This is a genomic window from Bacillus sp. VA13 (assembly GCF_055710085.1).
This window is the reverse complement of sequence record NZ_JBVQPP010000003.1, coordinates 377,807-404,804: the sequence shown is the minus strand read 5'-3', so window position 1 is coordinate 404,804 and position 26,998 is coordinate 377,807. Positions and strand designations below refer to the sequence as shown.

At 46.5% G+C, this 26,998-nt stretch carries 28 protein-coding genes, 1 pseudogene and 1 riboswitch; of the genes and pseudogenes, 18 read left to right on the top strand and 11 right to left on the bottom strand.

Going from position 1 to position 26,998, the window contains the following annotated elements:
* Window positions 1–38: 38 nt before the first annotated feature.
* Window positions 39–725, top strand: coding sequence for a 2-phosphosulfolactate phosphatase (locus AC0C66_RS14050; protein ID WP_072183103.1), 687 nt, complete (start codon window positions 39–41; stop codon window positions 723–725).
* Window positions 722–1,480 carry a phosphosulfolactate synthase gene (locus AC0C66_RS14045; protein ID WP_072183102.1) on the top strand — a complete coding sequence of 253 codons (759 nt, stop codon included), beginning with the start codon at window positions 722–724 and terminating at the stop codon, window positions 1,478–1,480. Before AC0C66_RS14050 ends, AC0C66_RS14045 begins: the two co-directional genes overlap by 4 nt.
* Window positions 1,481–1,524: 44 nt before the next feature.
* Here the strand turns inward: AC0C66_RS14045 and AC0C66_RS14040 are convergent, their stop codons facing one another.
* The 7 genes from AC0C66_RS14040 to AC0C66_RS14010 form a co-directional block, all read right to left on the bottom strand.
* On the bottom strand, window positions 1,525–2,154 hold the full coding sequence (locus tag AC0C66_RS14040; protein ID WP_003224494.1) for a YitT family protein: 630 nt from the start codon (window positions 2,152–2,154) through the stop codon (window positions 1,525–1,527).
* 95 nt (window positions 2,155–2,249) lie between these two features.
* The gene (locus AC0C66_RS14035) at window positions 2,250–3,365 is read right to left on the bottom strand and encodes a mandelate racemase/muconate lactonizing enzyme family protein (protein WP_072183101.1); all 1,116 of its coding nucleotides are present in this window, start codon (window positions 3,363–3,365) and stop codon (window positions 2,250–2,252) included.
* 8 nt (window positions 3,366–3,373) lie between these two features.
* Window positions 3,374–4,642 (bottom strand): MFS transporter, encoded by a 1,269-nt coding sequence (locus AC0C66_RS14030; protein ID WP_014113335.1) that lies wholly within the window; start codon window positions 4,640–4,642, stop codon window positions 3,374–3,376.
* Window positions 4,643–4,753: 111 nt separating this feature from the next.
* Window positions 4,754–5,611 (bottom strand): GNAT family N-acetyltransferase, encoded by an 858-nt coding sequence (locus AC0C66_RS14025; protein WP_090558645.1) that lies wholly within the window; start codon window positions 5,609–5,611, stop codon window positions 4,754–4,756.
* 5 nt (window positions 5,612–5,616) lie between these two features.
* Complete coding sequence (locus AC0C66_RS14020; protein WP_014113337.1) at window positions 5,617–6,066, bottom strand: GNAT family N-acetyltransferase; 450 nt, start codon at window positions 6,064–6,066, stop codon at window positions 5,617–5,619.
* Window positions 6,067–6,156: 90 nt separating this feature from the next.
* Complete coding sequence (locus AC0C66_RS14015; protein ID WP_461845700.1) at window positions 6,157–7,995, bottom strand: bifunctional homocysteine S-methyltransferase/methylenetetrahydrofolate reductase; 1,839 nt, start codon at window positions 7,993–7,995, stop codon at window positions 6,157–6,159.
* Window positions 7,996–8,085: 90 nt separating this feature from the next.
* Window positions 8,086–8,203, bottom strand: a riboswitch (SAM riboswitch).
* Between the two features lie 107 nt (window positions 8,204–8,310).
* Complete coding sequence (locus tag AC0C66_RS14010; protein WP_014113338.1) at window positions 8,311–8,802, bottom strand: YajQ family cyclic di-GMP-binding protein; 492 nt, start codon at window positions 8,800–8,802, stop codon at window positions 8,311–8,313.
* A gap of 98 nt (window positions 8,803–8,900) precedes the next feature.
* On the opposite strand from AC0C66_RS14010, the pseudogene AC0C66_RS14005 reads away from it, so the two are divergent.
* A pseudogene (locus tag AC0C66_RS14005) lies at window positions 8,901–9,798 on the top strand (CvfB family protein).
* Between the two features lie 112 nt (window positions 9,799–9,910).
* A complete protein-coding gene (locus AC0C66_RS14000; protein ID WP_014113340.1) occupies window positions 9,911–10,201 on the top strand; it encodes a DUF3784 domain-containing protein in 291 nt (96 codons plus the stop codon).
* Window positions 10,202–10,242: 41 nt separating this feature from the next.
* On the opposite strand, the gene AC0C66_RS13995 is transcribed toward AC0C66_RS14000, so the two are convergent.
* Complete coding sequence (locus tag AC0C66_RS13995; RefSeq protein WP_242734498.1) at window positions 10,243–11,094, bottom strand: DegV family protein; 852 nt, start codon at window positions 11,092–11,094, stop codon at window positions 10,243–10,245.
* Between the two features lie 136 nt (window positions 11,095–11,230).
* Between AC0C66_RS13995 and AC0C66_RS13990 the strand changes: the two genes are divergently transcribed.
* Entirely contained in the window at window positions 11,231–12,073 is an 843-nt protein-coding gene (locus AC0C66_RS13990) for a YitT family protein (RefSeq protein ID WP_041520917.1), read from the top strand.
* A gap of 18 nt (window positions 12,074–12,091) precedes the next feature.
* Window positions 12,092–12,547, top strand: a complete 456-nt coding sequence (locus tag AC0C66_RS13985) for a BsuPI-related putative proteinase inhibitor (RefSeq protein ID WP_061188345.1) — start codon at window positions 12,092–12,094, stop codon at window positions 12,545–12,547.
* Between the two features lie 30 nt (window positions 12,548–12,577).
* Here AC0C66_RS13985 and AC0C66_RS13980 read toward each other — a convergent pair whose 3' ends face one another.
* From AC0C66_RS13980 to yitU, 3 genes are all read right to left on the bottom strand, one after another.
* Window positions 12,578–12,775, bottom strand: a complete 198-nt coding sequence (locus AC0C66_RS13980) for a DUF3813 domain-containing protein (protein WP_003239348.1) — start codon at window positions 12,773–12,775, stop codon at window positions 12,578–12,580.
* Entirely contained in the window at window positions 12,776–12,928 is a 153-nt protein-coding gene (locus AC0C66_RS13975; protein WP_003239346.1) for a hypothetical protein, read from the bottom strand.
* Between the two features lie 103 nt (window positions 12,929–13,031).
* Window positions 13,032–13,844 carry a 5-amino-6-(5-phospho-D-ribitylamino)uracil phosphatase YitU gene (yitU, locus tag AC0C66_RS13970; protein ID WP_461845701.1) on the bottom strand — a complete coding sequence of 271 codons (813 nt, stop codon included), beginning with the start codon at window positions 13,842–13,844 and terminating at the stop codon, window positions 13,032–13,034.
* 120 nt (window positions 13,845–13,964) lie between these two features.
* Between yitU and AC0C66_RS13965 the strand changes: the two genes are divergently transcribed.
* From AC0C66_RS13965 to argF, 12 genes are all read left to right on the top strand, one after another.
* A complete protein-coding gene (locus AC0C66_RS13965; protein ID WP_088679506.1) occupies window positions 13,965–14,732 on the top strand; it encodes a prolyl oligopeptidase family serine peptidase in 768 nt (255 codons plus the stop codon).
* 63 nt (window positions 14,733–14,795) lie between these two features.
* Window positions 14,796–15,104, top strand: a complete 309-nt coding sequence (locus tag AC0C66_RS13960) for a metal-sulfur cluster assembly factor (RefSeq protein ID WP_003224525.1) — start codon at window positions 14,796–14,798, stop codon at window positions 15,102–15,104.
* Between the two features lie 68 nt (window positions 15,105–15,172).
* Window positions 15,173–15,343, top strand: coding sequence for a YqaE/Pmp3 family membrane protein (locus tag AC0C66_RS13955; RefSeq protein ID WP_003232996.1), 171 nt, complete (start codon window positions 15,173–15,175; stop codon window positions 15,341–15,343).
* 60 nt (window positions 15,344–15,403) lie between these two features.
* Window positions 15,404–16,834: an FAD-binding protein gene (locus tag AC0C66_RS13950; protein ID WP_461845702.1), complete on the top strand. Its 1,431-nt coding sequence runs from the start codon at window positions 15,404–15,406 to the stop codon at window positions 16,832–16,834.
* The gene (locus tag AC0C66_RS13945) at window positions 16,834–17,373 is read left to right on the top strand and encodes an MFS transporter (RefSeq protein WP_061188348.1); all 540 of its coding nucleotides are present in this window, start codon (window positions 16,834–16,836) and stop codon (window positions 17,371–17,373) included. The genes AC0C66_RS13950 and AC0C66_RS13945 overlap by 1 nt, the downstream gene beginning before the upstream one ends.
* Before the next feature lie 203 nt (window positions 17,374–17,576).
* Window positions 17,577–18,614 carry an N-acetyl-gamma-glutamyl-phosphate reductase gene (gene argC / locus AC0C66_RS13940; protein ID WP_014113347.1) on the top strand — a complete coding sequence of 346 codons (1,038 nt, stop codon included), beginning with the start codon at window positions 17,577–17,579 and terminating at the stop codon, window positions 18,612–18,614.
* Window positions 18,615–18,633: 19 nt separating this feature from the next.
* Window positions 18,634–19,854, top strand: a complete 1,221-nt coding sequence (gene argJ / locus AC0C66_RS13935; protein ID WP_072183374.1) for a bifunctional ornithine acetyltransferase/N-acetylglutamate synthase — start codon at window positions 18,634–18,636, stop codon at window positions 19,852–19,854.
* A gap of 14 nt (window positions 19,855–19,868) precedes the next feature.
* Window positions 19,869–20,645: an acetylglutamate kinase gene (gene argB / locus AC0C66_RS13930; RefSeq protein ID WP_472973601.1), complete on the top strand. Its 777-nt coding sequence runs from the start codon at window positions 19,869–19,871 to the stop codon at window positions 20,643–20,645.
* Window positions 20,642–21,799, top strand: coding sequence for an acetylornithine transaminase (locus AC0C66_RS13925; RefSeq protein ID WP_072183376.1), 1,158 nt, complete (start codon window positions 20,642–20,644; stop codon window positions 21,797–21,799). Before argB ends, AC0C66_RS13925 begins: the two co-directional genes overlap by 4 nt.
* A gap of 69 nt (window positions 21,800–21,868) precedes the next feature.
* Window positions 21,869–22,930, top strand: a complete 1,062-nt coding sequence (locus AC0C66_RS13920; RefSeq protein ID WP_072183377.1) for a carbamoyl phosphate synthase small subunit — start codon at window positions 21,869–21,871, stop codon at window positions 22,928–22,930.
* Window positions 22,923–26,015 carry a carbamoyl phosphate synthase large subunit gene (locus AC0C66_RS13915; protein WP_072183378.1) on the top strand — a complete coding sequence of 1,031 codons (3,093 nt, stop codon included), beginning with the start codon at window positions 22,923–22,925 and terminating at the stop codon, window positions 26,013–26,015. The genes AC0C66_RS13920 and AC0C66_RS13915 overlap by 8 nt, the downstream gene beginning before the upstream one ends.
* A complete protein-coding gene (argF, locus tag AC0C66_RS13910) occupies window positions 26,003–26,962 on the top strand; it encodes an ornithine carbamoyltransferase (protein WP_061188354.1) in 960 nt (319 codons plus the stop codon). Before AC0C66_RS13915 ends, argF begins: the two co-directional genes overlap by 13 nt.
* The last annotated feature ends 36 nt before the right edge of the window (window positions 26,963–26,998 follow it).

Genomic DNA, 26,998 nt, shown 5'->3' with positions numbered 1-26,998 from the left:
TTTTAAGCAAAATGGTTTTATGCCCAAGGAGAGGTATTATGCCGATTACCATTTATCAGGGGCATCATCATTCGCTTGCCCCGGCGGATATTAACATCGTCATTGATGTCATCAGAGCCTTTACGGTCGCCCATTATGCGTTTATCGGCGGAGCGAAAGAGATTTTATTGGTCGGAACAGCTGAGGAAGCCTTTGCGCTGAAAGACACTTATCCGGATTACGTATTGACGGGAGAGGAAAAGGGGGTCGGTATCAGCGGATTTGATTTAGATAATTCTCCAAAACGCATGGCGATGCAGGATATGGCGGATAAGCGCTTGATCCAGAAAACAACAAACGGCGTCACAGCGGCGTTAGGGGCGCTGAACGCTAAGCACCTGTTCGTAACTGGATTTTCCAACGCCAAAACAACGGCAGAGCATGTGAAAACACTCGCCGTAAAGGATTGTGTCATGAACATTGTGGCTTCCCACCCGTCAGGTGATGACGACATGGCGTGTGCGGAGTATATCAAAGGCATCATTGCAGGGACAAATGCGGTTACGGCTGCGGAGGTAATTGAAAGAATAAAACGCTCTTCTGTTGCAGAGAAATTTTTTGACCGCAGCCAGCCATTGTTTGATCCGGAAGACATATCATACTGTACAAAAGAACTGACAGGCGATTTCGTGATGAAAGTGAAACAAGAAAGAGAAGTTCCAACGATAGAGAGGGTCATAATATGAATGATTTTTCACTAGAATTGCCAGTGAGAACAAGCAAGCCGAGAGAAACCGGGCAGACCATTTTAATTGATAACGGCTACCCCTTGCAATTTTTCAAAGATGTAATAGCCGGGGCGTCCGACTATATTGATTTTGTGAAATTCGGCTGGGGCACATCATTACTTACAAAAGATCTTGAGGGAAAAATCAGCTCGCTGAAAGAGCATGACATTAAATTCTTCTTTGGCGGCACATTGTTTGAGAAATATGTAAGCCAGAAAAAAGTGAATGAATTTCATCGGTACTGCACCTACTTCGGCTGTGAATATATTGAGATTTCAAACGGTACGCTCCCGATGACGAATAAAGAGAAAGCGGCTTACATTGCCGATTTTTCTGATGAATTTCTTGTGCTCAGCGAGGTGGGCAGCAAGGATGCGGAATTATCAAGCCGGCAAAGCTCTGAGGAATGGCTTGAGTATATCGTTGAGGATATGGAAGCGGGCGCGGAAAAAGTGATTACGGAGGCCAGGGAAAGCGGGACAGGAGGGATCTGTTCCAGCAGCGGCGATGTCCGGTTTCAAATTGTTGATGACATCATTTCCTCAAATATTGATATCACCAGGCTGATTTTTGAAGCGCCGAACAAAACGCTCCAGCAAGGGTTTATTCAAAAGATTGGGCCGAATGTGAATCTGGCCAATATCCCCTTTCATGATGCCATCGCATTAGAGACACTGCGCTTAGGGCTAAGATCCGATACCTTTTATTTGTAAAACAGCGGCTGCGGGGCTCTCGCTATGAAGAGAGCCTCTGCCTATTATTTTTTATGGCGGTACATAGGCGTGAGATAGGGAAGTGAAGTCAGACGGATGTTATAGATGAAGTCGATGACTCTTGTCGATATGACTTGGCATATCAGGGCTTGAATGACGATGCCCCAGGCAATAATAGACGCAGTAACCATAAAAATGATGCAATTCATGATGAGCAGGATCGTTCCAGGATTCCCGCCGCGGTAGATGGAAATCATCAGAGCAAGAGCCCCGAATCCTCCGTTCGAAATTTTGTATTTGTATAAAAGTCCGATGCCGAGTCCCAATAAAACAGCGCCGCTTGCCAAATCAAGCCACAGGTTTGATGTGATATCCGGAAAAACGACATCAAATATTAATACCGAGACAGAGGTGACGGTGATCGAAGCAAGGGTGCCGGTGAATGTTCTCATCTCCAGCCATTTTAAAGCAGTAAAAAGCATCGAAACATTCACTGCCCACACTGAAAAGCCATGTGGAATTTGAAACAGATAATGCAGCAGCACCGCAATACCTGCTGCCCCGCCTGTCGGAATATCATGTGGAAATAAAAACAAGGACATGCCGAGTCCCTGTAATACGCCGCCTACGACAATCATAAAAGTGAGTTTTGCTTTCATCAGCAGTTCAGCCATTAAGTCATTTGCTCCTTTATGAAAAGACTTGTCCGCTGTTTCCATTTTATGAGGCTGTCCATCATTTATGTCTGCAAATAAAGAAATGGCTCAGCTTAATATGCTGAACCATCCCACTTGTAGCGATGAATGATCTCCATATTGATCTCTGTTCCAATGCCTTTTCCTTTCGGGATGTGGACCATTCCTTTTGAAGGCTGAAGGCTGACGAGATCTGTAAAAGGATTCTTCATGACGTCCCACTCAATCGGTTCAATTTGATCTTTCTCCATTTTAGACCATGGAGGCAGACAGGCTTGCGAAAATAAAGCATAGAGACGTGAAAGCGATCCGTCATATGCATGGGCGGACGCTCGGACGCCGAAATAACGCGCGAGTTGGAGGCAGTCCCGAAACTCATCGATCCCGTTGACATGCATAACATCGGGCTGAATGATATCCAAGCAGCGCTGTGAAAGGAGGGAGGCAAATTTCGCCGCGCTTTTCATATTTTCTCCACCGGCAACAGGAACAGATAAACGGCTGCGCAGCAAAGCGTAATCCTGCGGCTGATCAAAGGGCAAAGGCTCCTCGAACCAGCCGATATTCGTCCATGTTGAGAAATAGCGTTCCCATTTCATAGCTGTTGCTGCATCGTAGCTTTGGTTTGCGTCCAGAATCAACGCAATGGAGCTGCCGGCCGTATGCTGCAGCGCACTGATGTGCCGGACATCTTCCTCGAATGAAGTCCCGCCGATTTTGACTTTGATTTGCTTAAAGCCCTTTTTTAACTTGTCTTCAACGTTGGAAACCGAACGGCTGATCCATTGCGGCAGGTCTGAATACGATTGGAATGAGGCATATACAGGGATCTCTTCTCTGTACCGCCCGCCCCATAGTTCGCAAACCGAACAATCAAAAGCTTTGGCCGCAATTTCTGTCAGCGCCATGCTCACGGCGGAGGCCGCCCGCTGATGCCATTTTTGAATCGTGCGCACTAATGGCAGGCGGCTGCTGGCCTGTTTTCCTAAAAGATAGGGAATGATCCGTTTGGTAAAACCGATATGCAAAGCCGGGAGCCAATCAACGCATTCTCCCCAGCCGTCAATCCCGCTTTCTGTGACAATTCTGATGAGATAGCAAGTTCGATATTGTTTAAACCCGTTTGCGTCGCCGTACGGCTCTTCTAATCGATGCAAAAGCGGAAAAGTCTCAACCCGTTCGATTTTCAAATTGGATGCTACCTTTCCTCAGCTGGCTGAAGCCGATTGCCTGCCATTTTAGGATCTTCTTTTTCTTTTGTTTCTTCTTTGTTTTGATTCACATGGATCAGCAAAATCACGAGAATGCCGACAACAAGCGTCAATCCCGCAATGCTCAAAAACATGCCGGGTCTGGACCATTCCATCAGGCGGCCGAAAATCGGAGGCCCGATGGCAACCCCTAAGAAACGAACCGATCCGTAGAGCGAAGTCACAAATCCACGTCTTTCTTTCCCGACAGCTCCGGTTATAAAGCTGTTCACACAAGGAAGAACAAGGCCTGAACCGATACTGCTCAGCACGAGAACACTGATAAAAAGGACAAGGTTCTCAATGAATGACAGTGCCGCGTAAGACACGGTCATGAACGCCAATCCGAGTACGATCAGCTTTTTCATTAACGATTGCTTTTGGCCAATTTTGCTCCCGGTTGTATAAGACGTCACACACATGACCAAAAGCGGGATCGCCAAAATCAAGCCTTTTTTGACGCCGTCGGTATCGTATGTTTTTTCCAAGACATCTGATAGATAAAACAGGATGCCGAATAAAGTAAACAGGCAGGTCGCCCCGGCTAAATAAGCGGTAAACAGCCATCTGCCTTCATGTTTAAAAACACTTAACAGCCCTTTCGCATATTTTCCGATCGGGGGCGGTTCTTTTTCCTTTTTCTTTTCTTTAATAAAAATCCAAGTCAGCACGATCGAAATGATACAAAATACCGGGAAGGCAAAAAACGCGCCATACCAGACAAGCAGGGCGATAAGCGAGCCGATGATCGGCGAAAGCACTTTCCCCATGCCGTTTGAAGCTTCAACGAGGCCGAGCACCTTGCTTTCCTGGGCGCCTTTAAACAGATCTCCCGTCAGCGCCATGGCAATCGGGCCGGTCCCGGCTGCCCCGATTCCCTGAAGCGCCCGTCCTGCCATGACCCAAGGGTATGCATTGTCAAAAAAACCTGCCGCAAACCCGGCTAATAAGCCGCCGGCACCATACAAGAATAAGCAAGGGATAATGATGATTTTCCTTGAGAATCTGTCAGCGAGATAACCGACAATCGGAATGGCAAACGCCGCAATCAAGGAAAATACTGTGATCACGAGACTGACTTGAAATTGTGATAAATGAAGTTCAGATTTCATTTTTGGCAAAATCGGGATAAGCATCGAGTTTCCAAGTGTTAATATTAAAGGGATTGAACCGATTGCAACAATCGTCATTCCGTTATTTTGTTTTGATGATTCCATCTCAGAGCACACTCCTTTTCTTCTGCTTAGAATGTCCCTGCTGGCTTCGTTTATTCAACGTTCAGACAGCAAAAAACCGAACAGAAAATACCTGTTCGGGAAAAAGGAGGGTTAACCGAGCGCCTGTGAAATCAACGCATATAAGTGTCCATTTTGGTCAGGAAGCATCTTTATCTGGTAAAGCATAAGCGGTGGCTCTTCGTCCGCTTGAAACCCCATTTCTATCAGCCTGTCATGTAAAGATGTGTGTTCACCCGGTATATCGATGCGCATCGGACCTTGTTTGCCGGCGGCCAGCCTGTTGATGAGTTGTGCAGCCACGTCTGATGATGGGGCAATGATGGGGCCGAATTTCAAATTGGCAGGTGTCTGTACAGATAGGCCGTAGCCAATCAGCTGTCCCTCATTGTTTCTGGCGATGACGCATTCCTCTGAGGTGGAAATAAGCTGCTGCAGAAGATTTGATCGATCTCCGCCAAAGGCTGCCAGATCGGCCGTGGCAAATTCTTGAAAGTCTTGTTTTCTAAAGGCTGTCAGTTTAGCATCAAGATGATCTTGCTTTTCAATCGGTTGAAAACTGTGGCAGCTGTACTTTCGGACTGAACCCGCTGTTTGAAAACCCGCTTTCTCATATAGCGGCAAACCTTCTTTTGTGGCGCAAAGCCTGATGGCGGTGCTTTCATCCGTTTTACTGATACACGCGTTTACCATCCGCCGCCCGAGACCGAGCCGTTTGTATTCCTTGTCTACGATGACGAGTCCGATAGAGGCAAGACGGCCAAACAAAAACAAGCCGATGCAGGAAATAATGTCTCCCCGGACATTTTGATAACCGAAAAAACGCCCCTGTTGGACAAGCAGTGCCAGCTCTTGTTCGCCATAATCCGGCCACCCGGCTTGCCTGCAAAGCCGCAATAGTCCGGAGGTATGTTCTTCATGAAGCTCAATCAGCTCATCCATTACCTTCATACGGGTCACCTGCTTGTTCCGAATGTTTTGTACATGACAATATGAGTGCCAATGCCGGGAATCTCAAACGGTTCGCCAAGTTCCTCCCAGCCAAGCTTTGCGTAGTAGCCTTTGACATGTTGTCTTGCATTGCACCAGACCGCCTGTACGCCTCTGTCTGCCAGTTTTTGTTCCGCATATTTGATCAGCGTGCTTCCGGCTTTTTGATCACGATATCCTTCAAGCGTCGCCATGCCTCTCAGCCGATATGCAGGGGATTCCGTTAATAATGGCTGATTTTGAGGGGAAAAAGAAGCGATGCTGATCAGGGTTCCTTCATAAAACACACCGAGATGAAAGGCGCCTTCCGCATGATCCTGTTCATATTTGCATTGTTCGATGGATTGATGGGGACGCAGGATGCGGTGCCTGATGTCGTATGTATCTTCCGCAGAAATGGTTTTAACTTCGAGCATGATGTTCCTCCTCATAAACTGATTTTCTTTATCGTAACATGAATAACGTTGAAAAAGACCGCCCGATTGGCTCAGACAGTCTTCTAGGTATTAATGCAAATAGATATTTTGACGCTGCTCATCTTTTTGCTGAATGTACGAAGTGAGCTCGGCGGTTAAGTCAGATCTGAGAAAAGGCGTAATCAAGTAGATGCCGTTAAACAGCTCGCATGCCGTATCCAACAGGGAGCGTGCAATCGCAAGGCCTTCCGCTTTTTGTTTCTCTTTATCCTCGCCGGCGAGGGCCATTTTTTCGCGAATAGAGTCAGATAGCTTAATGCCCGGAATTTCATTGTGGATGAATTCAGCATTTCGGCTGCTTGTGAGTGGCATAATGCCGATATAGATCGGTGTCTTCAGATGCTTTGTTTCGTTATGGATATCGACAAGCTGCTGCTCGGAATAGACAGGCTGTGAAACGAAATAATCGGCGCCGCAATCTATTTTTTTCTCCAGCCGTTTTACCGCTTTATCCAGATGGCGGACATTAGGATTAAATGCGGCGGCGACTGAGAAATTCGTTTTCTTGCCAAGCGGTTTTCCAGACAGGGACAGTCCTTCGTTGAATTGTTTGATCAGCCTGATTAAATCAAAGGATGTTAAATCATACACAGACGTCGCACCCGGAAAATCCCCGATTTTAGAAGGATCGCCCGTAATGGCCAGCACGTCATTCAGCCCTAACGTATCCAGACCCATTAAATGTGACTGCAAGCCGATAATATTTCGGTCACGGCATGTAATATGGACAAGAGAGCGCATATCGAGCTGTTGCTTCACAAGGGCGCCGCAGGCAACATTGCTGATCCGCGGAGTAGCCAGGGAATTGTCAGCGAGGGTCAGGGCGTCGATTCCCGCTTCTTTTAATTCAGCAGCAGCAGACAGAAATTTGTCGAAACTCAATTTTTTCGGCGGGTCCAGCTCTACGATAATGGAGCGTTTTTCCGCTGCGATCTCATTCAGGCCGGGCTCTGTCCGCTCATGCTGAACAGAAATGAATTCCTTCGCCCGGGTTTTGACTTCTTTTTCTGTAATCGGAGCAAGCCCGCCAACCGCTTCTGCCATCGCCTGGATGTGATTCGGCGTGGTGCCGCAGCAGCCGCCGATAATCCGCGCGCCTTGCTTGCGGAATTCTGACGCGCTGTTTTGAAAATACGTGTCGTCTGTTTCATAGACGAGCCGGCCTTCTTCAAGCGAGGGAAGACTGCTGTTCGGATAAACTGATAAGAACACGTCATCAAAAATCGGCACTTCGCTAAGCGCTTCAATCATGTGATAAGGGCCGAGCCGGCAGTTAATGCCGACGATATCAGCTCCGAGATCCGCGATCGATCGCAATGCTTCAGAAAGCAGTGTTCCGTCCTGCAGTACGCCTTGCTCATGCATGGAGACATTCAGCATAATCGGAAGGCCAGTCTCTTTGCGCGCGATTTTTAGCACTTCACGGGCTTCTTCCAAATCATAATACGTTTCTAACAGCAAGCCATCTGGCTCTTCATGCAGCAGCAGGTACAGCTGCTCGCGAAAGCTGCGTTTGATTTCGTCAAGGCTGTACGCGTTTTTATTAAAGGTACGGATGCCGCCCATCGTCCCCAGCACGTACGCATCGCCTGCTGAAGCCCGCGCGATTTTTACCGCCTCCTGATTCATTTTTTTGATGTCATCCTCAAGCCCGTGTCTGGATAATTTAATATAATTGGCCCCGTACGTATTTGTTTGAATGATGTTGGCTCCAGCCTCAACGTACGCTTTATGTATGCGCTGAATTTCCTCCGGCTTTGAAATGTTGAGCTCCTCAAAGCACCTGTCAATGCCATAGGAGTAGAGGAGCGTCCCCATGGCGCCGTCGCCAATTAACACCTGTTTTTGCAAATCTTCTAAAAGTCCCATTGTTTGCCTCCTTTATTCACATTCAGCAAGGAAAAAAGAGAAATAAAAAAAGTCCTCTTAAGAAGAAGACTTTGTCAGTGATTTTGTCTCTTCTTATCTTCCAAGCTGTTCGAGCTTGCTGGATTTAGCACCTTGGTCATGGCTGATCGCCATTACACCGGTTGCTGAAGCTTCGTCGGGCCAGTCCCTCTGCTTCTCTTGATAAGAACGGATATAAAATTTTCGTGTTCAGGAAGTGCCCTAAAGATGCCTGGCATTTTCCCTTTCTCCAAATTTACCGAAAATAAAGACAATAATCAATAGGATTCAGAAAATTTATCTGAAATTTATAAATTGAACGTCAATTGGCAGATCCGCGCCCCGCACTGCTGTGATAATCTGCTGCAGGTCATCCTTGTTTTTTCCGGTGACGCGCACTTGATCATCCTGCACTTGAGACTTTATTTTCAGTCCGGAGTTTTTGATGATGGTATTGATTTTTTTGGCGTTGTCCTTGTCAATGCCTTGAACAAGTTTTGCACGCTGGCGCACCGTTCCGCCTGACGCGCTTTCAACCTTGCCGTAATCAATGTTTTTTGTCGGCACGTTTCGTTTAATTAATTTACTGACCAGTACATCTTTCAGCTGGCTTAATTTAAATTCGTCATCAGAAACGAGGACAAGCTCCTCTTTATCTAAAGAAATGTCGCTTTTGCTTCCTTTAAAGTCATAGCGTGTGCTGATTTCTTTCAGTGCGATTTGAATCGCATTTTGCACTTCGGGCAATTCCACCTTTGATACAATATCAAATGAACTTTCTTTTGCCATATGAAAACCTCCATAACATTTAACTTATGTGTTGATTATAGTAGAATAAAGAGAAACTTCCAACAGAACAAAGAATCAATTTGTGATGATTGGAAAAAATGTTAACAGAATCCGCAGAAAAATAAGCGGAACAGGAAGGACGATAGCATGAGACCAGGGCAGCAATTAACCTTGAGTATAGATCACCAAACTGACTTCGGTTACTTTTTAACCGACGGAGAAGATACGATTCTCTTACATAACAGTGAAATAACTGAGGATATCGAAGACAGAGATGAGGTAGAGGTCTTTATATACGTGGACCAGCAGGAAAGACTTGCGGCCACGATGAAAATTCCGGTCATCAGCGCTGATGAGTACGGCTGGGTCGAAGTGGTGGATAAAGTGGAAGATATGGGCGTTTTCGTTGATGTCGGCTTATCTAAGGATGCGCTTGTTGCAACTGAGCATTTGCCGCCATACGAGGATGTCTGGCCGCAAAAAGGGGATAAGCTCTACTGTATGCTGAAAGTGACGAACCGGGGGCGCATGTTTGCGAAACCAGCGCCTGAAGATATCATCAGCGAACTGTTTACCGACGCTTCAGAAGATCTGATGAATAAAGAGCTGACAGGTACGGTGTACAGATTAATCGCAACGGGTTCATTCATCATCACAGACGACGGTATCCGCGGTTTTATCCATCCGTCAGAAAGAAAAGAGGAGCCAAGACTCGGCTCAAGAATCACGGGACGGGTGATTCAAGTAAAAGAAGACGGTTCAGTCAACATGTCGCTGCTTCCGAGAAAACAGGATGCATTGTCTGTAGATGCCGAGTACATTCTGACGTATATGAGAACAAGAAACGGCGCTATGCCGTATGGCGACAAAAGCCAGCCTGACGATATCAGAGAACGTTTTAATATGAGCAAAGCCGCCTTTAAACGTGCGCTCGGCCATTTGATGAAAAACGGAAAAGTGTATCAGGAAGACGGATGGACATACGAGAAAAAATAGAAGGCCGCACAGGCCTTCTATTTTTTATATAAGAACTTCACAAATAAAATTTTGTTACGTATCATTAGGGGAGACAGAGTGTTTTGTCAGTTAAAAGACAGGGGGAGAGTTCGTGGAAATTCGCATCGATTTTTTATTGATCTTGATTGCGATGCTTTTCTTTTGGATTGCTTATATGGCAGGAATAAAAAAGCAAACATGGATATTGTCCGGTTTCCGTGAGTCTCGGATACGTGACAAAGACCGCCTGGCTAGTATTGCGGGATACTTTTTTCTGAATTCAGGGATATTTATTCTTTTAAACGGTTTTATTTCATTTCAGGGACAAGATCAGTTGATTCCGCCAATGATTTTGGCATATGGAGCTGGAGTCATCATTTATGTAAATAAAAAATTAATATAAAACCTCCAGCATATATCAAATATCTGGAGGTTTTTGTTTGCTCACTTTTTCAAAAAGAAAATCGCCAATGTGCCGGGACCGGCGTGTGAGCCGATTGTAGAACCGATTGAATGCATGATGATCTCTTTCGGCTTGAACGTATCTTCAATCAAATTTTTCATGTCAATGGCTTTTTCTTCGTTCGCAGCGTAGCTGATCCCCACGGTTTGATTGCCCCAATCACCACCGCGTTCTTTCATCAGTTCGATGATCCGTTTGAAAAGTTTTTTCTGTCCGCGAATTTTTTCCAGAGGCACAAGCTTGCCGTCCTCCATCTGAAGCAGCGGCTTAATATTCAGCAGGCCGCCGACAAAAGCGGATGTTTTGGAGATGCGGCCGCCTCTTGCAAGATATGTGAGGTCATCAACGGTAAAAATGTGCTCAAGCTGTTCGCAAAAGTTCTTTACAGACGTTTCAATTTCTTGTATTGTATTCCCGTTGATACAGAGATCGACAGCATGCCGGACAGCCAGGCCGTATCCTAATGAAGCACATTTGGAATCAATGACCCGTAAATCGAAATCGGGGAATTCCTCCTTCACTTCATTGGCCATCATCACAGCTGTCTGATACGTGCCGGAGAGGCCTGAGGAAAAGGCAATGTAAAGAGCGGGATCACCTGTTTCGGCATATTGCAAAAACACATTTTTAATCGTTTGCGGTGAGGCTTGGGACGTCTTAGGCGTTTCTCCATTTTGCATCGCTTCAAATATTTGATCCGCATCAATCGTGACTGCATCTTCGAATTCTTTATCGCTGAGAGAGACTCTGAGCGGAATAAAGCCAATGCCGTTTTCTTCAAAATAAGAACGAGGCAAATCAGCGGCGCTGTCAGCGATGAGATGAACTGTCATATTGCTTCCCTTCTTTCCGTTATCGCTCGTTATCATAAGAGTTAAGCCAACTATATCATATTAATTTGCCAAAATCGTGTTCAAATATTTGTTTTAAGGGAAAACATAATAAGAAGAAAGAGCGGAGGAACATGCCATGGTACTAGATCAAACAAAAAAATTACTCATCGTCATCATCGGCGCTTTACTCAATGCGGCCGGGCTGAACTTATTTTTGATACCGGCAGATGTATATGCCAGCGGATTTACGGGTGTCGCCCAGCTTTTATCAAGCGTCATTGTTCAATATGCCCCCTTTTACATATCGACGGGAACGCTCTTGTTCCTCTTAAACATTCCGGTCGGTATTTTAGGGTGGCTGAAGGTCGGCAAATCGTTTACGGTGTACAGCATTTTAAGTGTCGCACTCACTACTCTGTTTATGGGGATCCTGCCGGAAACAAGCCTGTCACATGACATTTTGCTGAACGCAGTGTTCGGCGGCGTCATTTCCGCAGTCGGTATCGGTTTAACATTAAAATACGGCGCTTCAACAGGCGGTCTCGATATCGTCGCCATGGTGCTTGCAAAGTGGAAGGATAAACCCGTCGGCACGTATTTCTTCATTCTGAACGGGATTATCATTTTGACGGCAGGATTATTGCAAGGTTGGGAGAAAGCATTATATACCCTCGTTACACTGTATGTGACAACGAGGGTGATCGACGCCATTCACACCCGCCATATGAAGCTCACGGCAATGATCGTGACGAAAAAAGCGGACGAAATCAAAGAAGCCATTTACGGGAAAATGGTGCGCGGCATCACAACTGTTCCGGCCAAAGGAGCCTTTACGAACGAACAGAAAGAAATGATGATTATCGTCATCACAAGGTACGAATTGTACGATTTAGAGAAGATCGTCAAAGAAGTTGATCCGAAAGCATTTACGAACATTGTTCAAACGACCGGGATTTTTGGTTTCTTTAGAAAAGACTGACGAAAGCAGGTGGAAGTCGTGAAACGGCTGCTTGTGATGCTCCTTCCCGTGCTGCTTTTGATAGGCTGCGGGAAAGATGAGCAGACAGAACCCGATAAGGAGGTATCAGGCGGAATGGAGAATCAAGAGGTTGTTTTATCTGTTGACGCAATTCAGGAGCCTGAACAAATCAAGTTTAACATGTCGCTGAAGAACCAAAGCGAACGTGCTGTCGAGTTTCAATTCAGCACAGGACAAAAATTTGAACTTGTCGTGTATGATTCTGACAACAAAGAAAGATACCGTTATTCGAAAGACAAAATGTTTACGCAGGCTTTTCAAAACCTGACATTGGAACCTGGAGAAACATATGATTTCTCTGATGTGTGGAAGGAAGTCCCTGAGCCGGGAACTTACGAGGTAAAGGTAACATTTAAGGGCAGAGCGGAAAATCTCAAGCAGATTCAGGCTGTTCAGCAATTTGAAGTCAAATAAGAGGCTATGGCGAATCGCCATAGCCTTTTTTTATTGCAGTTTGTCCAGCTGATCCTGAAATTGATGGAGCTGGCGACGTTCCGCATCTGTCGAGTTGGCATACGCAGAAGATACGGCATTTTTGGCTCTCAGAATCGCTTGCTCCTGATCGCCTTCCTCAAAGCCGTTTGTCACCATAACAGCCTGTTGAACAAATGATTTTGCCTGCTGAAACAGTTCGTTTCTCATTTAATATTCAACCTGTCTTTCGGCCGAGTCTCGTGCCGCGGCATGCTGGTGAGCTTCTTCTAATGTAGACCGATATGGAAATCTTGCGGCGTGTAGCCCGATGGAGTCTTTACCCTGCTGAATAAACCTTCTGGATTTGCTTCGTTTACCCATTTTGAGACTGCCCCCTTCCATACTTTGACGAGATGAGTCGTCTTCAATAGTATGGTGGGGCGAAGTAACGTTTATGAGTGGGAAAAATTAATACGGGTGGTCTTTAAAGTGAGAAATATTCTTTTAAAAATCTTGCCACGCCGTCCTCTTCATTTGTAGCCGTTGTCTGGTTGGCAATCTGCTTGACCTCGTCGATTCCATTTCCCATCGCAACGCCGCAGCCTGCGAATTCAAGCATTTCCAAATCGTTATCCTCATCTCCGAAAGCAATGATCCGCTCCCTCGGCACACCGTAATAATCGCTGATTTTCTGCAGGCCGACCGCTTTATTCATGCCGCTTTTAATAATTTCAATGACATGCCACGGCGCGGCCCATCTTCTATGATCGATCACCTCGGCATGCACATCCGATAAATAGGAGCGTATGGCCGGTACATCTTCTTCTTTTGCGTGAATGAGCACGGATGTAACATCCTCATCGAGAGTTTCCCGCAAGTCTCCGACCGTCACATTCGTTGTGTTCATGTTAAAGGCATCAATCAGGTGCTCATCATGGTAATGAAAGTACACGTCGTCAATGACTTCAGCAAGCACATTATGTACGTTATAACTCTCGCTGATCTCCACTAGCTGTTTGACAACATCAAGCGGCAGCGAGGTGTGATACCGTCCCCAGCTGTCGTCCTGCGGATGATGGACAAACGCTCCGTTAAAATTGACAATCGGCGTTGTCAGTTTCATCTGCTGGTAATACATAGAACTCGAGCGGTACGGCCGGCCCGTTGAGATGCAGACATAATGCCCGTCATCTTTTAGGCGCTGTATCGTCCGAAGAGTGTTTTCTGATATGGTTTTGTCATCCTTTAATAAGGTTCCATCTAAATCTAAAGCGATTAAATAGGGTTTTGTCTCCATGAAAAGCTCCTTTAACCTTAGAATTTGCTTGTTTTGCCTTACTTACAGTGTAGCTTTTTACCATCTTTATTGTCTACATGTTACACTTATGATTATGGTTATCCTAAGGAGGGGCACATTGTGATTCAAATTGAAAATCAAACCGTTTCCGGTATTCCGTTTTTACATATTGTAAAGGAAGAGAACAGGCACCGCGCTGTTCCTCTCGTCATCTTTATACATGGTTTTACAAGCGCGAAGGAACATAACCTTCATATTGCTTATCTGCTTGCGGAGAAGGGCTTTAGAGCCGTTCTGCCGGAGGCTCTGCACCATGGTGAACGGGGAGAAGAAATGGCTGTTGAAGAGCTGGCCGGCCATTTTTGGGACATCGTCCTCAACGAGATTGAAGAGATCGGCGTACTCAAAACCCATTTTGAAAAAGAGGGCCTGATAGACAGCGGCCGCATCGGCCTCGCAGGCACATCAATGGGCGGCATCACAACACTTGGCGCGTTGACTGCTTATGATTGGATAAAAGTCGGCGTCAGCCTGATGGGAAGTCCGAATTACGTTGAACTGTTTCAGCAGCAGATTGACCATATTCAATCTCAGGGCATTGATATTGACGTGCCGGAAGAAAAGGTAGAGGAGTTGATGAAGCGTCTCGAATTGCGGGATCTCAGCCTTCAGCCGGAAAAACTGCGCCAGCGCCCGCTATTATTTTGGCACGGCGCAAAAGATAAAGTCGTGCCTTACGCGCCGACCCGGAAATTTTATGACACGATCAAATCCTATTACAGCGAACAGCCGGAACGCCTCCAATTTATCGGAGATGAACACGCTGACCATAAAGTCCCGCGGACAGCTGTGTTAAAAACGATTGAATGGTTTGATACGCACTTATAAAGCACAATGGTGTGAAGAAAGGCTGGATTTGCGTTATACTGTAGAAAAAAGGAGTGAGGGAACGTGGAAGAAGCATTAAAAGAAAACATCATGGGCGCTCTGGAACAGGTTGTTGATCCTGAGCTTGGCGTTGATATCGTGAATCTTGGTTTGGTATATGATGTTGATATGGATGAAGACGGCTTAACGCACGTTACGATGACACTGACATCAATGGGCTGCCCGTTAGCGCCGATTATCGTTGATGAAGTGAAAAAAGCATTAGCGGACATTCCGGAAGTGAAAGAGACGGAGGTTCACATTGTGTGGAATCCGCCTTGGACAAGAGACAAAATGTCCAGATACGCGAAAATCGCGCTTGGCATTCAATAAAACAAAACAAAAGAGGACAGCCTTACTGTGAGGCTGTCCTTTTTTACAACTGAAAGGAGTGAGGTAAAATGATGTACCTGCTTGCTGTCCTATGCCCGCCTCTTGCTGTTTTGTTTTCGGGAAAACCGTTTCAGGCATTGCTGAATCTCATATTGACCTGCATCTTTTGGCTGCCGGGCGCGATTCACGCCTGCTTTATCGTCGCTGACCGCCGTGCCGAAAAACGGGCAAGAAGATAATCTGGAAAAATGAGGGCGCAGACATGGTATAATGGTCATAAAAACAGCAGGGAGAGCGCCATGAAAAAGAAATTGCTTGCATTCGCGCTTTGTATTGGCGCGTATGCGGCCCTGTTTGCGTACTCTGTGCACTCAGATCAAAAAACAGACACAAGCGAGATGGCGGATGTGAGCCGCCTGATGCCTGTGAAAATTAAGCAGACAGTGAAAGGGCAAGAAGAGGAAACGCTCATTGACACGGTCAAAGAGGCAAATCGAAAAAACATAAAGATCTCAATCGCCGGGGCCCAGCACTCCATGGGCGGCCATACATATTATGAGGACGGCATCGTTCTCGACATGACAGGCTACAACAAAATCCTGTCGTTCGATCAAGAGAAGAAAACCATCAGAGTGCAAAGCGGCGCGACATGGAATGACATCCAGAAATACGTGAATCCATACGGACTCGCGGTAAAAGTCATGCAGTCACAAAACATTTTTACAATTGGAGGATCTCTCAGCGCCAATGCCCACGGACGTGATATCCGCTACGGCTCGCTGATTGATACAGTCAAATCATTTCGGCTTTTAAAAGCTGACGGATCAATCGTCACCGTCACTCCAAAAGATGATTTGTTCAGGGCAGTCATCGGAGGGTACGGTCTTTTTGGCGTGATTCTTGATGTAATGCTTGAGCTGACGGATGATGAGCTGTATGTCATGCAGACTGAAACAATGAATTACAGTGCATACGCGGACTATTTTACAAAGCACGTAAAAGGAAATCCGGATGTCCGAATGCATCTGGCGCGAATTTCAACAGCGAAAAAAGGATTTCTGGAAGACATGTATGTTACGAATTATGAATTGGCTGATCATCAGGATCAGCTGTCATCATACAGCGATCTCAAAGAAGACGAGTATACGGGGCTCACAAAGTTTGCACTCGGCTTGTCCAGGCGATATGAATGGGGAAGACATTGGCTGTGGAACACACAGCAATCCTATTTTCTGAGCCAAAACGGCACAAAGATCTCACGCAATAACGTCATGCGGTCTGAATCAACATTTCTCGAATATGAAAACAATGACAACACAGATGTTCTGCAAGAATACTTTGTGCCGGTGAAGGAGTATGCGTCCTATATTGACGACCTGAGACAAACACTGACGGACGAGGATTTGAATCTGCTGAACATTACGATCCGCTACGTGCAAAAAAATGAAAAAGCCGATCTTTCCTATGCGAAGGATGATATGTTTTCGCTCGTGCTTTTAATAAACGAGGGCTTTTCAAAAGAAGACCAGGCAGATACTGCCCGGATCATCAGGCGCATGACAGACGCTGCCATCAAGCACGGCGGCAGCTATTATTTGCCGTATATGACGTACCAGACAAAAGCGCAAATGAGACAGGCATACCCGAAAAGCGAAGCGTTTTTTCAGAAAAAACGAACGTATGACCCGGATGAGCGCTTTATGAATTACTTTTATCAGAGGTATAAATAATGGGGAAAAACAAATTAAAATGGCTGACATTATCACAAAGCAGCGTATTTTTTGCAAGCAGCTTAATCTTTCCGTTTTATATTCTGTTTGTGAAAAATATCGGCTCAAGCTACACGCAGTTCGGCTTTTCCTACGGATTGTTCGGGCTGAGCGGAGCGCTCATTTATCCGCTGCTCGGACGGCTGTCTGAAAGGTTTGACAGCCGTTATTTTCTGCTTGCAAACTCTTGGGGAATGGCCGTGCTGCTTTTATATGTCCCGCATATTGGAAGCGTCGTTCAAGTGTACATCGTCCAAGTGCTGTTAGGGCTCTTTGGTGCGATGCAAAAGCACGGAGAAAAAGTGCTGATCGCCAATTTTACAGACAGCGGAGAGCGCGGAAAGAAGATTGGGAATTACCATTTTTGGACAGCTGTTTTTTCAGCAGCAGCCATTATGCTCGGCGGCTTTCTCGCTGACTTTTTTACAGTACAAATGATTTTTTATGCAAGCTCTATTCTATATTTTTTGAGCGGATTGATGATGATGAAAACAGGCTGATGCGGTCAGCTTGTTTTTTTATGTGGCTGAAAAAAGCGTCATATCAACGTTTTCTGATGAATCAGTGCAGTTTTTTTTGAGCGGATTTTTTATTGAACAGAAAATTTATAAATGAATAAAAATATTAAATATACGATTGAATTAATTTTTATTCATGTTATAATGTTAAATAATTTCACAAAGACCAAGAAGGTGAACTTGTTTTGAAAATAGGAATTGTAGGCGCTACAGGATATGGAGGCACCGAACTTGTCAGGATTCTCTCACATCACCCTCATGCAGAGGAATGTATACTTTATTCATCCAGCGGAGAAGGGAATGTCTATAGCGAGGTTTATCCTCATCTTGCCAGCTTAGCGGATCAAAAGCTGAAGCCGATTGATATGAATACGATCAAACACGAAATAGATATCATGTTTCTTGCTGCGCCGCCCGGGGTATCAAGTGAATTGACTCCGCAGCTGGCAGATGCAGGGATTCCGGTTATTGATCTGTCAGGTGATCTGAGGATACAAGAGCCGGCTGAATATGAAAAGTGGTATAAACGGACAGCGGCACCGAAGGAAGTGATTCATGAGGCGGTATACGGTCTCGCAGAATTGAATCAAAAACAAATTCAACAGGCGAAACTCATTGCCAATCCGGGTTGTTTTCCAACGGCTGTTTTACTTGGCCTCGCCCCATTGGCTCAAAAGAAACTGCTCAATGAATCTTTCGTTATCGTTGACGCGAAGACCGGTGTTTCCGGAGCGGGAAGAAAAGCATCCATGGGAACTCATTTTTCTGAGCTGAACGACAATTTTAAAATTTATAAAGTCAATGAACATCAGCATACGCCGGAAATTGAACAGGCGCTGCAAGAATGGCAGCCGGGGCTCGGGCCTATTACATTTTCGGCTCACTTGGTTCCGATGACAAGAGGCATCATGGCGACGATGTATACACAATTAACCTCTGATCTATCGGCAGATGACCTGCATGATTTATATTCGGAATTTTACCAAGATTCATATTTTGTGAGAGTAAGGCCAAAAGGGCAGTATCCGCAAACGAAGGAAGTGTGCGGCAGCAATTTCTGTGATATCGCCGTTACCCTCGACGAGAGAACGAACAGAGTCACAATCGTTTCGGTAATCGATAATTTAATGAAGGGTGCCGCCGGTCAGGCTGTGCAAAACTTTAATTTGATGAATGGCTGGAATGAAGAGACTGGACTCACCATGACGCCAATATATCCATAGAACGGGAGAGAATCGAACCATGATTCAGTTAAGTGAAGATCAAATTGTAAAAGTAACAGGTGATGTATCCTCGCCAAAAGGGTTTCAGGCAAAGGGCGTGCATTGCGGGCTGCGCTACTCGAAAAAAGATCTCGGCGTCATTATCAGCGAGACACCGGCCGTAAGTGCAGCGGTTTATACCCAAAGCCACTTTCAAGCCGCTCCAATCAAAGTTACACAAGACAGCTTAAAACATGGGGCAGCATTGAAAGCCGTCATCGTCAACAGCGCGATTGCCAATGCCTGCACGGGAGAACAGGGCATAAAGGACGCATACACAATGCGTGAGAGCCTTGCTTCGCAGCTTGGCATTGAGCCGGAGCTTGTCGCCGTTTCATCAACAGGCGTCATCGGCGAACATTTAGACATGGAAAAAATTCAGGCAGGCATCAAGCTGCTGACACAAACACCTGCGGGATCAGGAGATTTTGAAGAAGCGATATTAACAACCGATACAGTGATCAAGCAGACGTGCTATGAGCTGACAATCGGCGGCAAAACAGTCACGATCGGCGGAGCGGCCAAAGGCTCGGGCATGATTCACCCGAACATGGCCACGATGCTGGGTTTTGTCACAACAGATGCAGCAATCGAAGAAAAAGCACTGCAAAAGGCGCTGCGTGAAATCACCGACATTTCATTTAACCAAATCACAGTTGACGGTGAAACATCCACGAACGATATGGTCTTGGTCATGGCAAACGGCTGCGCGAAAAACGAGTGCCTGACGGAAGATCATCCAGAATGGCCGATCTTTAAAAAAGCGCTCTTGCTTACTTGCGAGGATTTGGCTAAAGAGATTGCCAGAGACGGAGAAGGCGCGACGAAACTAATCGAAGCGCAAGTGCACGGGGCGAAAAACAATCTTGATGCAAACGTGATTGCCAAAAAGATTGTCGGCTCAAGTCTCGTGAAAACGGCGGTCTACGGAACAGATGCCAACTGGGGGCGCATCATCGGAGCCATTGGGCACAGCGCAGCTCAAGTGACGGCAGAAGAAGTAGAGGTTTATCTCGGGGGCCAATGCCTGTTTAAGCATAACGAACCTCGGCCATTCTCTGAATCTCTCGCCAAGGAATACCTTGAAGGAGATGAAATCACCATTGTCATCAAGATGGATGAAGGGGACGGGAACGGAAGAGCGTGGGGCTGTGACCTGACCTATGACTATATCAAAATTAACGCGAGCTATCGCACGTAATAAAGGGGAGCATTATGAAGAAAACAATCGTTTTTAAATGCGGGGGAAGTGTCATCCGTGAGCTATCTGAGGAATTTTTTCATAATCTGAAAGAATTGATGGCGTCAGGATGGAAACTGGCGATCGTTCACGGCGGCGGCCCGGAAATCACAAATATGCTGAAACGGTTAAATATCAAAACAGAATTTTCAGGAGGACAGCGGAAAACAACGATGCCAGTGTTAGAAGTGGCGGAGATGGTTTTATCGGGCTCTGTGAATAAGTTTTTCGTTGCTGAGCTTGCCAAACACGGACTGCGTGCTGCAGGCATCTCTGGTAAGGACGGCGGTCTTTTGGAGGCGGATTATCTCGATCCGGAAACATACGGGGAAGTCGGAGAAATCAAAAAGGTTGATGCATCCATGGTAACCGCGCTGATGGAAAAGGGCATCATTCCTGTTATTGCGCCGCTGTCTATGACGAGAGACTGCAAGACGCTGAATGTGAATGCCGATCTGGCCGCTTCAGCTGTCGCCGGAGCGCTTGAAGCTGATAAGCTGATGTTTGTCACTGATGTCGATGGGATCATGAAGGAAAAGCAGCGTCTTGACGTCCTGACCCCTGAGGAGGTTCAAATGCTGATCAAGCAGGAAGTGATCACAGGGGGGATGATTCCGAAGGTCAATTCAGCCTTGTCAGCTTTATCGGATCAGGTGTCTGAAGTCATGATCGTAAACGGTAAAGGATCATTCTTCACAGAACAAACCTTTCAAGGTACAAAAATTGTTAAAGCAAAGGAGGCTGTTTCATGAGCAGCTTGTTTCAAACCTACGGACGCTGGGATATTGACATCAAAAAAGCAAAGGGAACGTACGTTGAGGATCAAAACGGCAAAACCTACCTCGATTTCATTCAGGGAATTGCGGTATCTAACCTAGGCCACTGCCATGAAACGGTTACAGAAGCAGTCAAAAAACAGCTCGACAGCGTATGGCACGTATCCAACTTGTTTCAAAACAGTCTCCAGGAGCAAGCGGCACAAAAGCTGGCGGCACACAGTGCGGGGGATCTCGTCTTTTTCTGCAACAGCGGCGCGGAAGCGAATGAAGGCGCGATAAAGCTCGCCCGAAAAGCAACCGGGAAAACGAAAATCATCACTTTCCTACAGTCGTTCCATGGCCGCACGTATGCAGGGATGGCTGCGACCGGACAGGAAAAAATCAAAACAGGCTTCGGCCCGATGCTGGAAGGCTTTCACTACCTGCCATACAACGATCCTTCCGCTTTTGAGGCTCTTGGAGAGGAAGACGGCATTGCCGCGGTGATGCTTGAGACAGTGCAGGGAGAAGGCGGAGTCAATCCGGCAAGCGCTGAATTTTTAACAGCCGTACAGTCGTTTTGCAAGGAAAAGCAAGCTCTTCTGATCGTTGATGAAATCCAGACCGGCATCGGACGGACGGGAAAGGGCTTCGCATACGAGCACTTCGGACTTTCACCGGATATCATCACAGTCGCAAAAGGATTGGGAAACGGATTTCCAGTTGGCGCTGTCATCGGAAAGAAACAGCTTGGAGAAGCGTTTACCCCTGGTTCTCACGGAACGACTTTCGGAGGAAATATGCTGGCGATGGCTGCTGTAAATGCCACATTGCAAATTGTATTCCAGCCTGACTTTCTGCAAGAGGCTGCTGACAAAGGGGCGTTTTTAAAAGAACAGCTCAAGGCTGAGCTAAAGAGCCCGTTTGTAAAACAAATCCGCGGTCAAGGATTAATGCTTGGAATTGAGTGTGATGGCTCTGTTGCTGACATCATTACTGAATTGCAGACATTAGGCTTGCTTGTATTGCCGGCCGGCCCGAACGTCATTCGGCTGCTGCCGCCGCTCACCGTGACAAAGGATGAAATAGCAGAAGCTGTCAGCAAGCTGAAACAGGCAATCGCTCATCATTCCGCTGTAAGCCAGTAGTTTTTTTTGACATGAAGGTATAAAAATTCATTTTTATAATTAATTATTCATCAAGAGGTGGGCTGTTAGATGGAAGGTTATTTAGTGTTAGAAGATGGAACAGCGTTCAGCGGCGAGCTGGACGGTCATGAAAACTGCACGGGAGAAGCTGTTTTTTTTACAGGAATGACAGGTTACCAGGAAGTGCTGACAGATCCATCATATAAAGGGCAGATTATCGTATTTACCTATCCGTTGATTGGCAACTACGGCATTAATGAAAAGGATTTTGAAAGCAAGAAACCTCAAGTGAAAGCCGCGGTTGTCTACGAGGCGTGTGATCATTTTTCTCATCATGAAGCGGTATACAGTCTCAAGGAGTATTTACAGAAATGGAACATTCCGCTGTTGACCCATGTTGATACGAGGGCTGTCGTGAAAAAAATCCGTGCAAACGGAACGATGGGTGCGACTGTCACAGCCTCTAAAGAAGCAGCTGAGATTGCCCTTCAGCCAGAGAACGTGGCAGAACAGGTTTCCGCACAGGAAGTTAGCACATTCGGCGACGGAAATAAACATATCGCCCTCATCGATTTCGGCTATAAAAAGTCCATCGCGTCATCACTTGTCAAACGAGGCTGCAAGGTCACCGTGGTGCCGTATCAGCAAATGGAAGCTGTCTACGATATAAAGCCGGACGGCATTGTGTTATCGAACGGACCTGGAGACCCAAAAGCGATTCAGCCGTATTTAGGAAAGATCAAAAGCATCGTCAGCCGTTATCCGACTCTCGGCATCTGTCTCGGCCATCAGCTGATCGCGCTCGCGTTCGGAGGGAATACATTCAAGCTGCCATTCGGACACAGGGGCGCAAATCATCCGGTCATCGACAGTGAAACGAAACGCGTTTTCATGACAAGCCAAAATCACAGCTATGTGGTTGATGAACAGTCCATAAATGAAGAAGAGCTCACGATCAGGTTTCATCATGTCAATGATACGTCAGTTGAAGGGCTTTCCCATAAAAAACTGCCTGTCATGAGTGTTCAATTTCACCCGGAAGCCCATCCCGGGCCGGCGGAAAGCGAATGGATTTTTGATGATTATTTAAAGAATGTGATACCAGCAAGGAGAGAAATCGCGCATGCCTAAAGACACCAGTATTTCAAGCATATTAGTAATCGGCTCAGGCCCGATCATCATCGGGCAGGCGGCAGAATTTGATTATTCGGGCACTCAAGGGTGCATCGCGCTGAAGGAGGAGGGCTATCGGGTGATCCTCGTCAACAACAATCCGGCGACAATTATGACCGATGAAGCCTTCGCAGATGAAATTTATTTTGAGCCGCTGACAGCAGAAAGCCTGACAGCCATCATTAAGAAAGAACAGCCTGATGGGCTTCTTGCCAATTTAGGCGGGCAGACCGGGTTGAATTTAGCGGTGGAGCTTGAAGAAACGGGTGTTTTAAAAGAGCACGGCGTCAAACTGCTCGGCACATCCGTTGAAACGATACAAAAAGGTGAAGACCGGGAAAAATTCCGTTCGTTAATGAACGAATTGAATCAGCCCGTGCCAGAGAGTGAAATTGTTGATAACGAGACCGACGCCCTCCGCTTTGCGGAATCCATCGGTTTTCCTGTCATTATCAGACCTGCTTACACTTTAGGCGGAAAGGGCGGAGGAATTGCTCCTGATAAAGAAGCCTTTACCGCTATGATCAAGCAGGCGCTATTAGCAAGCCCGATCAATCAATGCCTTGTGGAAAAAAGCATTGCCGGCTTTAAAGAAATCGAATACGAAGTCATGCGTGATAGCAATAACACATGCATCACCGTATGCAACATGGAAAACATCGATCCGGTCGGGGTGCATACAGGTGACTCCATCGTTGTGGCGCCGTCACAAACATTGACGGATGAAGACTATCAGATGCTGCGGACAGCTAGTCTGACAATCATCTCAGCACTTGATGTTGTAGGCGGCTGCAACATTCAATTCGCGCTTGATCCATTCAGCAAGCAATATTATGTCATTGAAGTCAATCCGCGTGTAAGCCGGTCATCGGCTCTCGCGTCTAAAGCCACCGGTTATCCGATTGCGAAGATGGCTGCAAAACTGGCCGTAGGATATACTCTTGACGAGCTGAAAAATCCGCTCACAGGCTCGACTTACGCAAGCTTTGAACCGGCGCTGGACTATGTCATTGTCAAATTTCCGCGCTGGCCGTTTGATAAATTCAAAAAAGCAGACCGCAAGCTTGGCACAAAAATGAAAGCCACTGGTGAAGTGATGGCGATTGAACGGAATTTAGAAGCGGCAATACAAAAGGCAGCCGCGTCCCTTGAATTGAAAAATATCGGCACACACCTTCCAGAGCTCAGCGGCTTGTCAATTGAAGCGCTGTGGGATTTGGCAGTTACTCCGGATGACCGCAGATTTTTCGTTGTCATGGAGCTATTGAGCCGCAGCGTGTCGATTGATGACATTCATGAGAAAACAAAAATTGATCCGTTTTTCCTGCATACCTTTGACAACATCATCAAACTGGAAAACCGCATGATGGAAGCAGGCAGCGATCTCTCTTCTGAATTATTGAAAAAAGCAAAGGAAAAGGGATTTTCAGACGCAACGATTGCCTCACTGATCGGCAAAACAGAAGAAGAGGTGCGCGCGATTCGCAAGGAGATGGGCATTACGCCTTCCTTTAAAATTGTAGATACGTGCGCGGCTGAGTTTGATGCGAAAACAAATTACTTTTACTCCACATATTTCGGAGAGACCGATGGGGACATCAGCTGCAAAGAGAAAAAACGCGCGCTGATTATCGGATCTGGCCCGATTCGGATCGGCCAAGGTGTTGAATTTGATTACAGTGCTGTTCACGGCGTGCTGACACTGCAAGAGCTTGGGTTCGAAACCATCATGATCAACAATAACCCGGAAACGGTCAGCACCGATTATGAAATTGCGGACCGCCTGTATTTTGAACCGATGACAACGGAGCACATTTTAAACGTAGCGGAGCAGGAAAACATTGATTTTGCAATCGTGCAATTCGGCGGCCAAACCGCGATCAATGCTGCTGAAGCGCTTGAAAAAGCCGGCATTACCCTTCTCGGCACCTCGTTTGAAACGCTCGATGTGTTAGAGGATCGGGATCAATTCTATCAGCTTCTTGATGAGCTTGGATTGAACCACGCAAAAGGAGAAATCGCATATACAAAAGAAGAGGCCGCTGAAAAAGCTGATGAGATCGGCTATCCGGTGTTAATCCGCCCATCTTACGTCATCGGCGGAATGGGCATGATCATTGTTGGCTCGCAAGCCCAGCTTTCTCAGTTGTTGAACGGTGAGGACAGCATGCCGTATCCGATTTTAATTGATCAGTATGTGTCAGGAAAGGAAGTCGAAATTGATTTGATTTCCGACGGTGAGGATGTCTTTATTCCAACATATACCGAGCATATTGAACGGGCAGGTGTCCATTCGGGAGACAGCTTTGCCATCCTTCCCGGACCGTCCATCACAAGCGGGCTAAAGCAGGGCATAAAAGATGCCGCGCAAAAAATTGCCCGAAAGCTTTCATTTAAAGGTGTCATGAACATCCAATTTGTGATCGACAATGGAAACATTCTCGTTCTTGAAGTGAACCCGAGAGCGAGTCGCACGGTTCCCGTTGTCAGCAAAGTAATGGGCGTTCCGATGATCCCGCTCGCCACACGCCTGCTGGCGGGGGCATCTTTAAAAGATATAAACCCGGCAGTTCAGAATCATCATGGGGTTGCCGTGAAGTTCCCTGTTTTTTCTTCTCATGCGATTCAGGATGTGGATGTCAAGCTAGGGCCGGAAATGAAATCAACGGGAGAAGGCATGTGTGTAGCATACGATGCCGACAGCGCCTTGAAAAAAATCTATACACGTGCCTGGAATCAAAAAGGAAGCATTTACTTGCAAAACGGGCCGGACGATGTGAAGGAGTTAGCGGAAAACGCCGGTTTTACGGTTCATGAAGGGACATTTTCCTCATGGATGGAACAGGAAGGGAAAACGCTCCACATCAATCTGTGCGGCTCTGAAGAAGCGCGCAAAGAACGTTTGGAAGCCATGACGCACGGCATCACCGTCTTTACAGAAGAAGAAACCGTGCGGGCGTTTTTACAAAGCGGTTCAGGCCATCCGCAGCCTGTTTCTCTCAAAGATCTCTATAAAAAGGAAGTGGCATCATGCACACAGTGACGCAAACCAGTTTATACGGAAAAGATTTATTAACGTTAAAGGATCTTAGTGAACAGGATATAAACGCCTTGCTCGCAGAGGCCGGTGAGCTGAAACAAAACAAAATCCAGCCTATTTTTCAAGGCAAAACCTTGGCGATGATTTTTGAAAAGTCATCAACGCGGACCCGTGTTTCATTTGAAGCCGGCATGGCGCAGCTGGGCGGGAGCGCCCTCTTCTTAAGCCAAAAAGATCTGCAGCTGGGACGCGGTGAGACTGTTGCTGATACGGCTAGAGTGCTGTCAGGCTATGTGGATGCCATCATGATTCGGACCTTTGAGCATGAAAAGGTAGAGGAGCTTGCCAAAGAAGCTGACATTCCGGTCATCAACGGACTTACGGATAAATACCATCCATGCCAGGCGCTGGCGGATCTTTTGACGATTAAGGAAATGAAAGGGAAGTTTAAAGGCGTGAAAGTCGCGTACATCGGTGACGGAAATAACGTGGCGCACTCATTAATGATCGGCTGCGCGAAAATGGGCTGTGATATCTCGATCGCTTCGCCAAAGGGGTACGAAGTGTTAGATGAAGCAGTTGAAGCGGCAAAATCAGCTGCACTTCAATCAGGCGCTTCTATCACGCTTACAGCTGACCCGGTTGAAGCTGTAAAAGAGGCGGACGTGATTTATTCTGATGTGTTTACCAGCATGGGACAGGAAGCGGAAGAGCAAGAGCGTCTCGCTGTCTTTGCACCTTATCAGGTGAATGCGGCGCTTGTCAGCCATGCCAAGCCTGACTATACATTTTTACATTGCCTCCCTGCGCACCGTGAGGAAGAAGTGACTGCGGAGATTATTGACGGACCGAATTCTGCAGTATTCCAGCAGGCGGAAAACCGTCTCCATGTGCAAAAAGCATTGCTGAAGGCCATTTTATACAAAGGGGAATCATCAAAAAACTGCTGAGCCAGACTCAGCAGTTTTTTTGATGGCAACATATTC

Bases quoted from the DNA above. Each gene is read 5' to 3' on its own strand.
- AC0C66_RS14010 (WP_014113338.1), bottom strand. From the start codon at position 8,802: ATGGCAAAAGAAAGTTCATTTGATATTGTATCAAAGGTGGAATTGCCC.
- AC0C66_RS14050 (WP_072183103.1), top strand. From the start codon at position 39: ATGCCGATTACCATTTATCAGGGGCATCATCATTCGCTTGCCCCGGCG.
- AC0C66_RS13990 (WP_041520917.1), top strand. From the start codon at position 11,231: ATGGTACTAGATCAAACAAAAAAATTACTCATCGTCATCATCGGCGCT.
- AC0C66_RS14025 (WP_090558645.1), bottom strand. From the start codon at position 5,611: ATGAAGGTAATGGATGAGCTGATTGAGCTTCATGAAGAACATACCTCC.
- argJ (WP_072183374.1), top strand. From the start codon at position 18,634: ATGATTCAGTTAAGTGAAGATCAAATTGTAAAAGTAACAGGTGATGTA.
- AC0C66_RS13975 (WP_003239346.1), bottom strand. From the start codon at position 12,928: ATGGGTAAACGAAGCAAATCCAGAAGGTTTATTCAGCAGGGTAAAGAC.
- AC0C66_RS13995 (WP_242734498.1), bottom strand. From the start codon at position 11,094: ATGACAGTTCATCTCATCGCTGACAGCGCCGCTGATTTGCCTCGTTCT.
- argF (WP_061188354.1), top strand. From the start codon at position 26,003: ATGCACACAGTGACGCAAACCAGTTTATACGGAAAAGATTTATTAACG.
- AC0C66_RS13950 (WP_461845702.1), top strand. From the start codon at position 15,404: ATGAAAAAGAAATTGCTTGCATTCGCGCTTTGTATTGGCGCGTATGCG.
- AC0C66_RS13920 (WP_072183377.1), top strand. From the start codon at position 21,869: ATGGAAGGTTATTTAGTGTTAGAAGATGGAACAGCGTTCAGCGGCGAG.
- AC0C66_RS14015 (WP_461845700.1), bottom strand. From the start codon at position 7,995: ATGGGACTTTTAGAAGATTTGCAAAAACAGGTGTTAATTGGCGACGGC.
- AC0C66_RS13945 (WP_061188348.1), top strand. From the start codon at position 16,834: ATGGGGAAAAACAAATTAAAATGGCTGACATTATCACAAAGCAGCGTA.
- AC0C66_RS13955 (WP_003232996.1), top strand. From the start codon at position 15,173: ATGATGTACCTGCTTGCTGTCCTATGCCCGCCTCTTGCTGTTTTGTTT.
- argB (WP_472973601.1), top strand. From the start codon at position 19,869: ATGAAGAAAACAATCGTTTTTAAATGCGGGGGAAGTGTCATCCGTGAG.
- AC0C66_RS14020 (WP_014113337.1), bottom strand. From the start codon at position 6,066: ATGCTCGAAGTTAAAACCATTTCTGCGGAAGATACATACGACATCAGG.
- AC0C66_RS13915 (WP_072183378.1), top strand. From the start codon at position 22,923: ATGCCTAAAGACACCAGTATTTCAAGCATATTAGTAATCGGCTCAGGC.
- AC0C66_RS14045 (WP_072183102.1), top strand. From the start codon at position 722: ATGAATGATTTTTCACTAGAATTGCCAGTGAGAACAAGCAAGCCGAGA.
- AC0C66_RS14030 (WP_014113335.1), bottom strand. From the start codon at position 4,642: ATGGAATCATCAAAACAAAATAACGGAATGACGATTGTTGCAATCGGT.
- AC0C66_RS14040 (WP_003224494.1), bottom strand. From the start codon at position 2,154: ATGGCTGAACTGCTGATGAAAGCAAAACTCACTTTTATGATTGTCGTA.
- yitU (WP_461845701.1), bottom strand. From the start codon at position 13,844: ATGGAGACAAAACCCTATTTAATCGCTTTAGATTTAGATGGAACCTTA.
- AC0C66_RS13925 (WP_072183376.1), top strand. From the start codon at position 20,642: ATGAGCAGCTTGTTTCAAACCTACGGACGCTGGGATATTGACATCAAA.
- AC0C66_RS13980 (WP_003239348.1), bottom strand. From the start codon at position 12,775: ATGAGAAACGAACTGTTTCAGCAGGCAAAATCATTTGTTCAACAGGCT.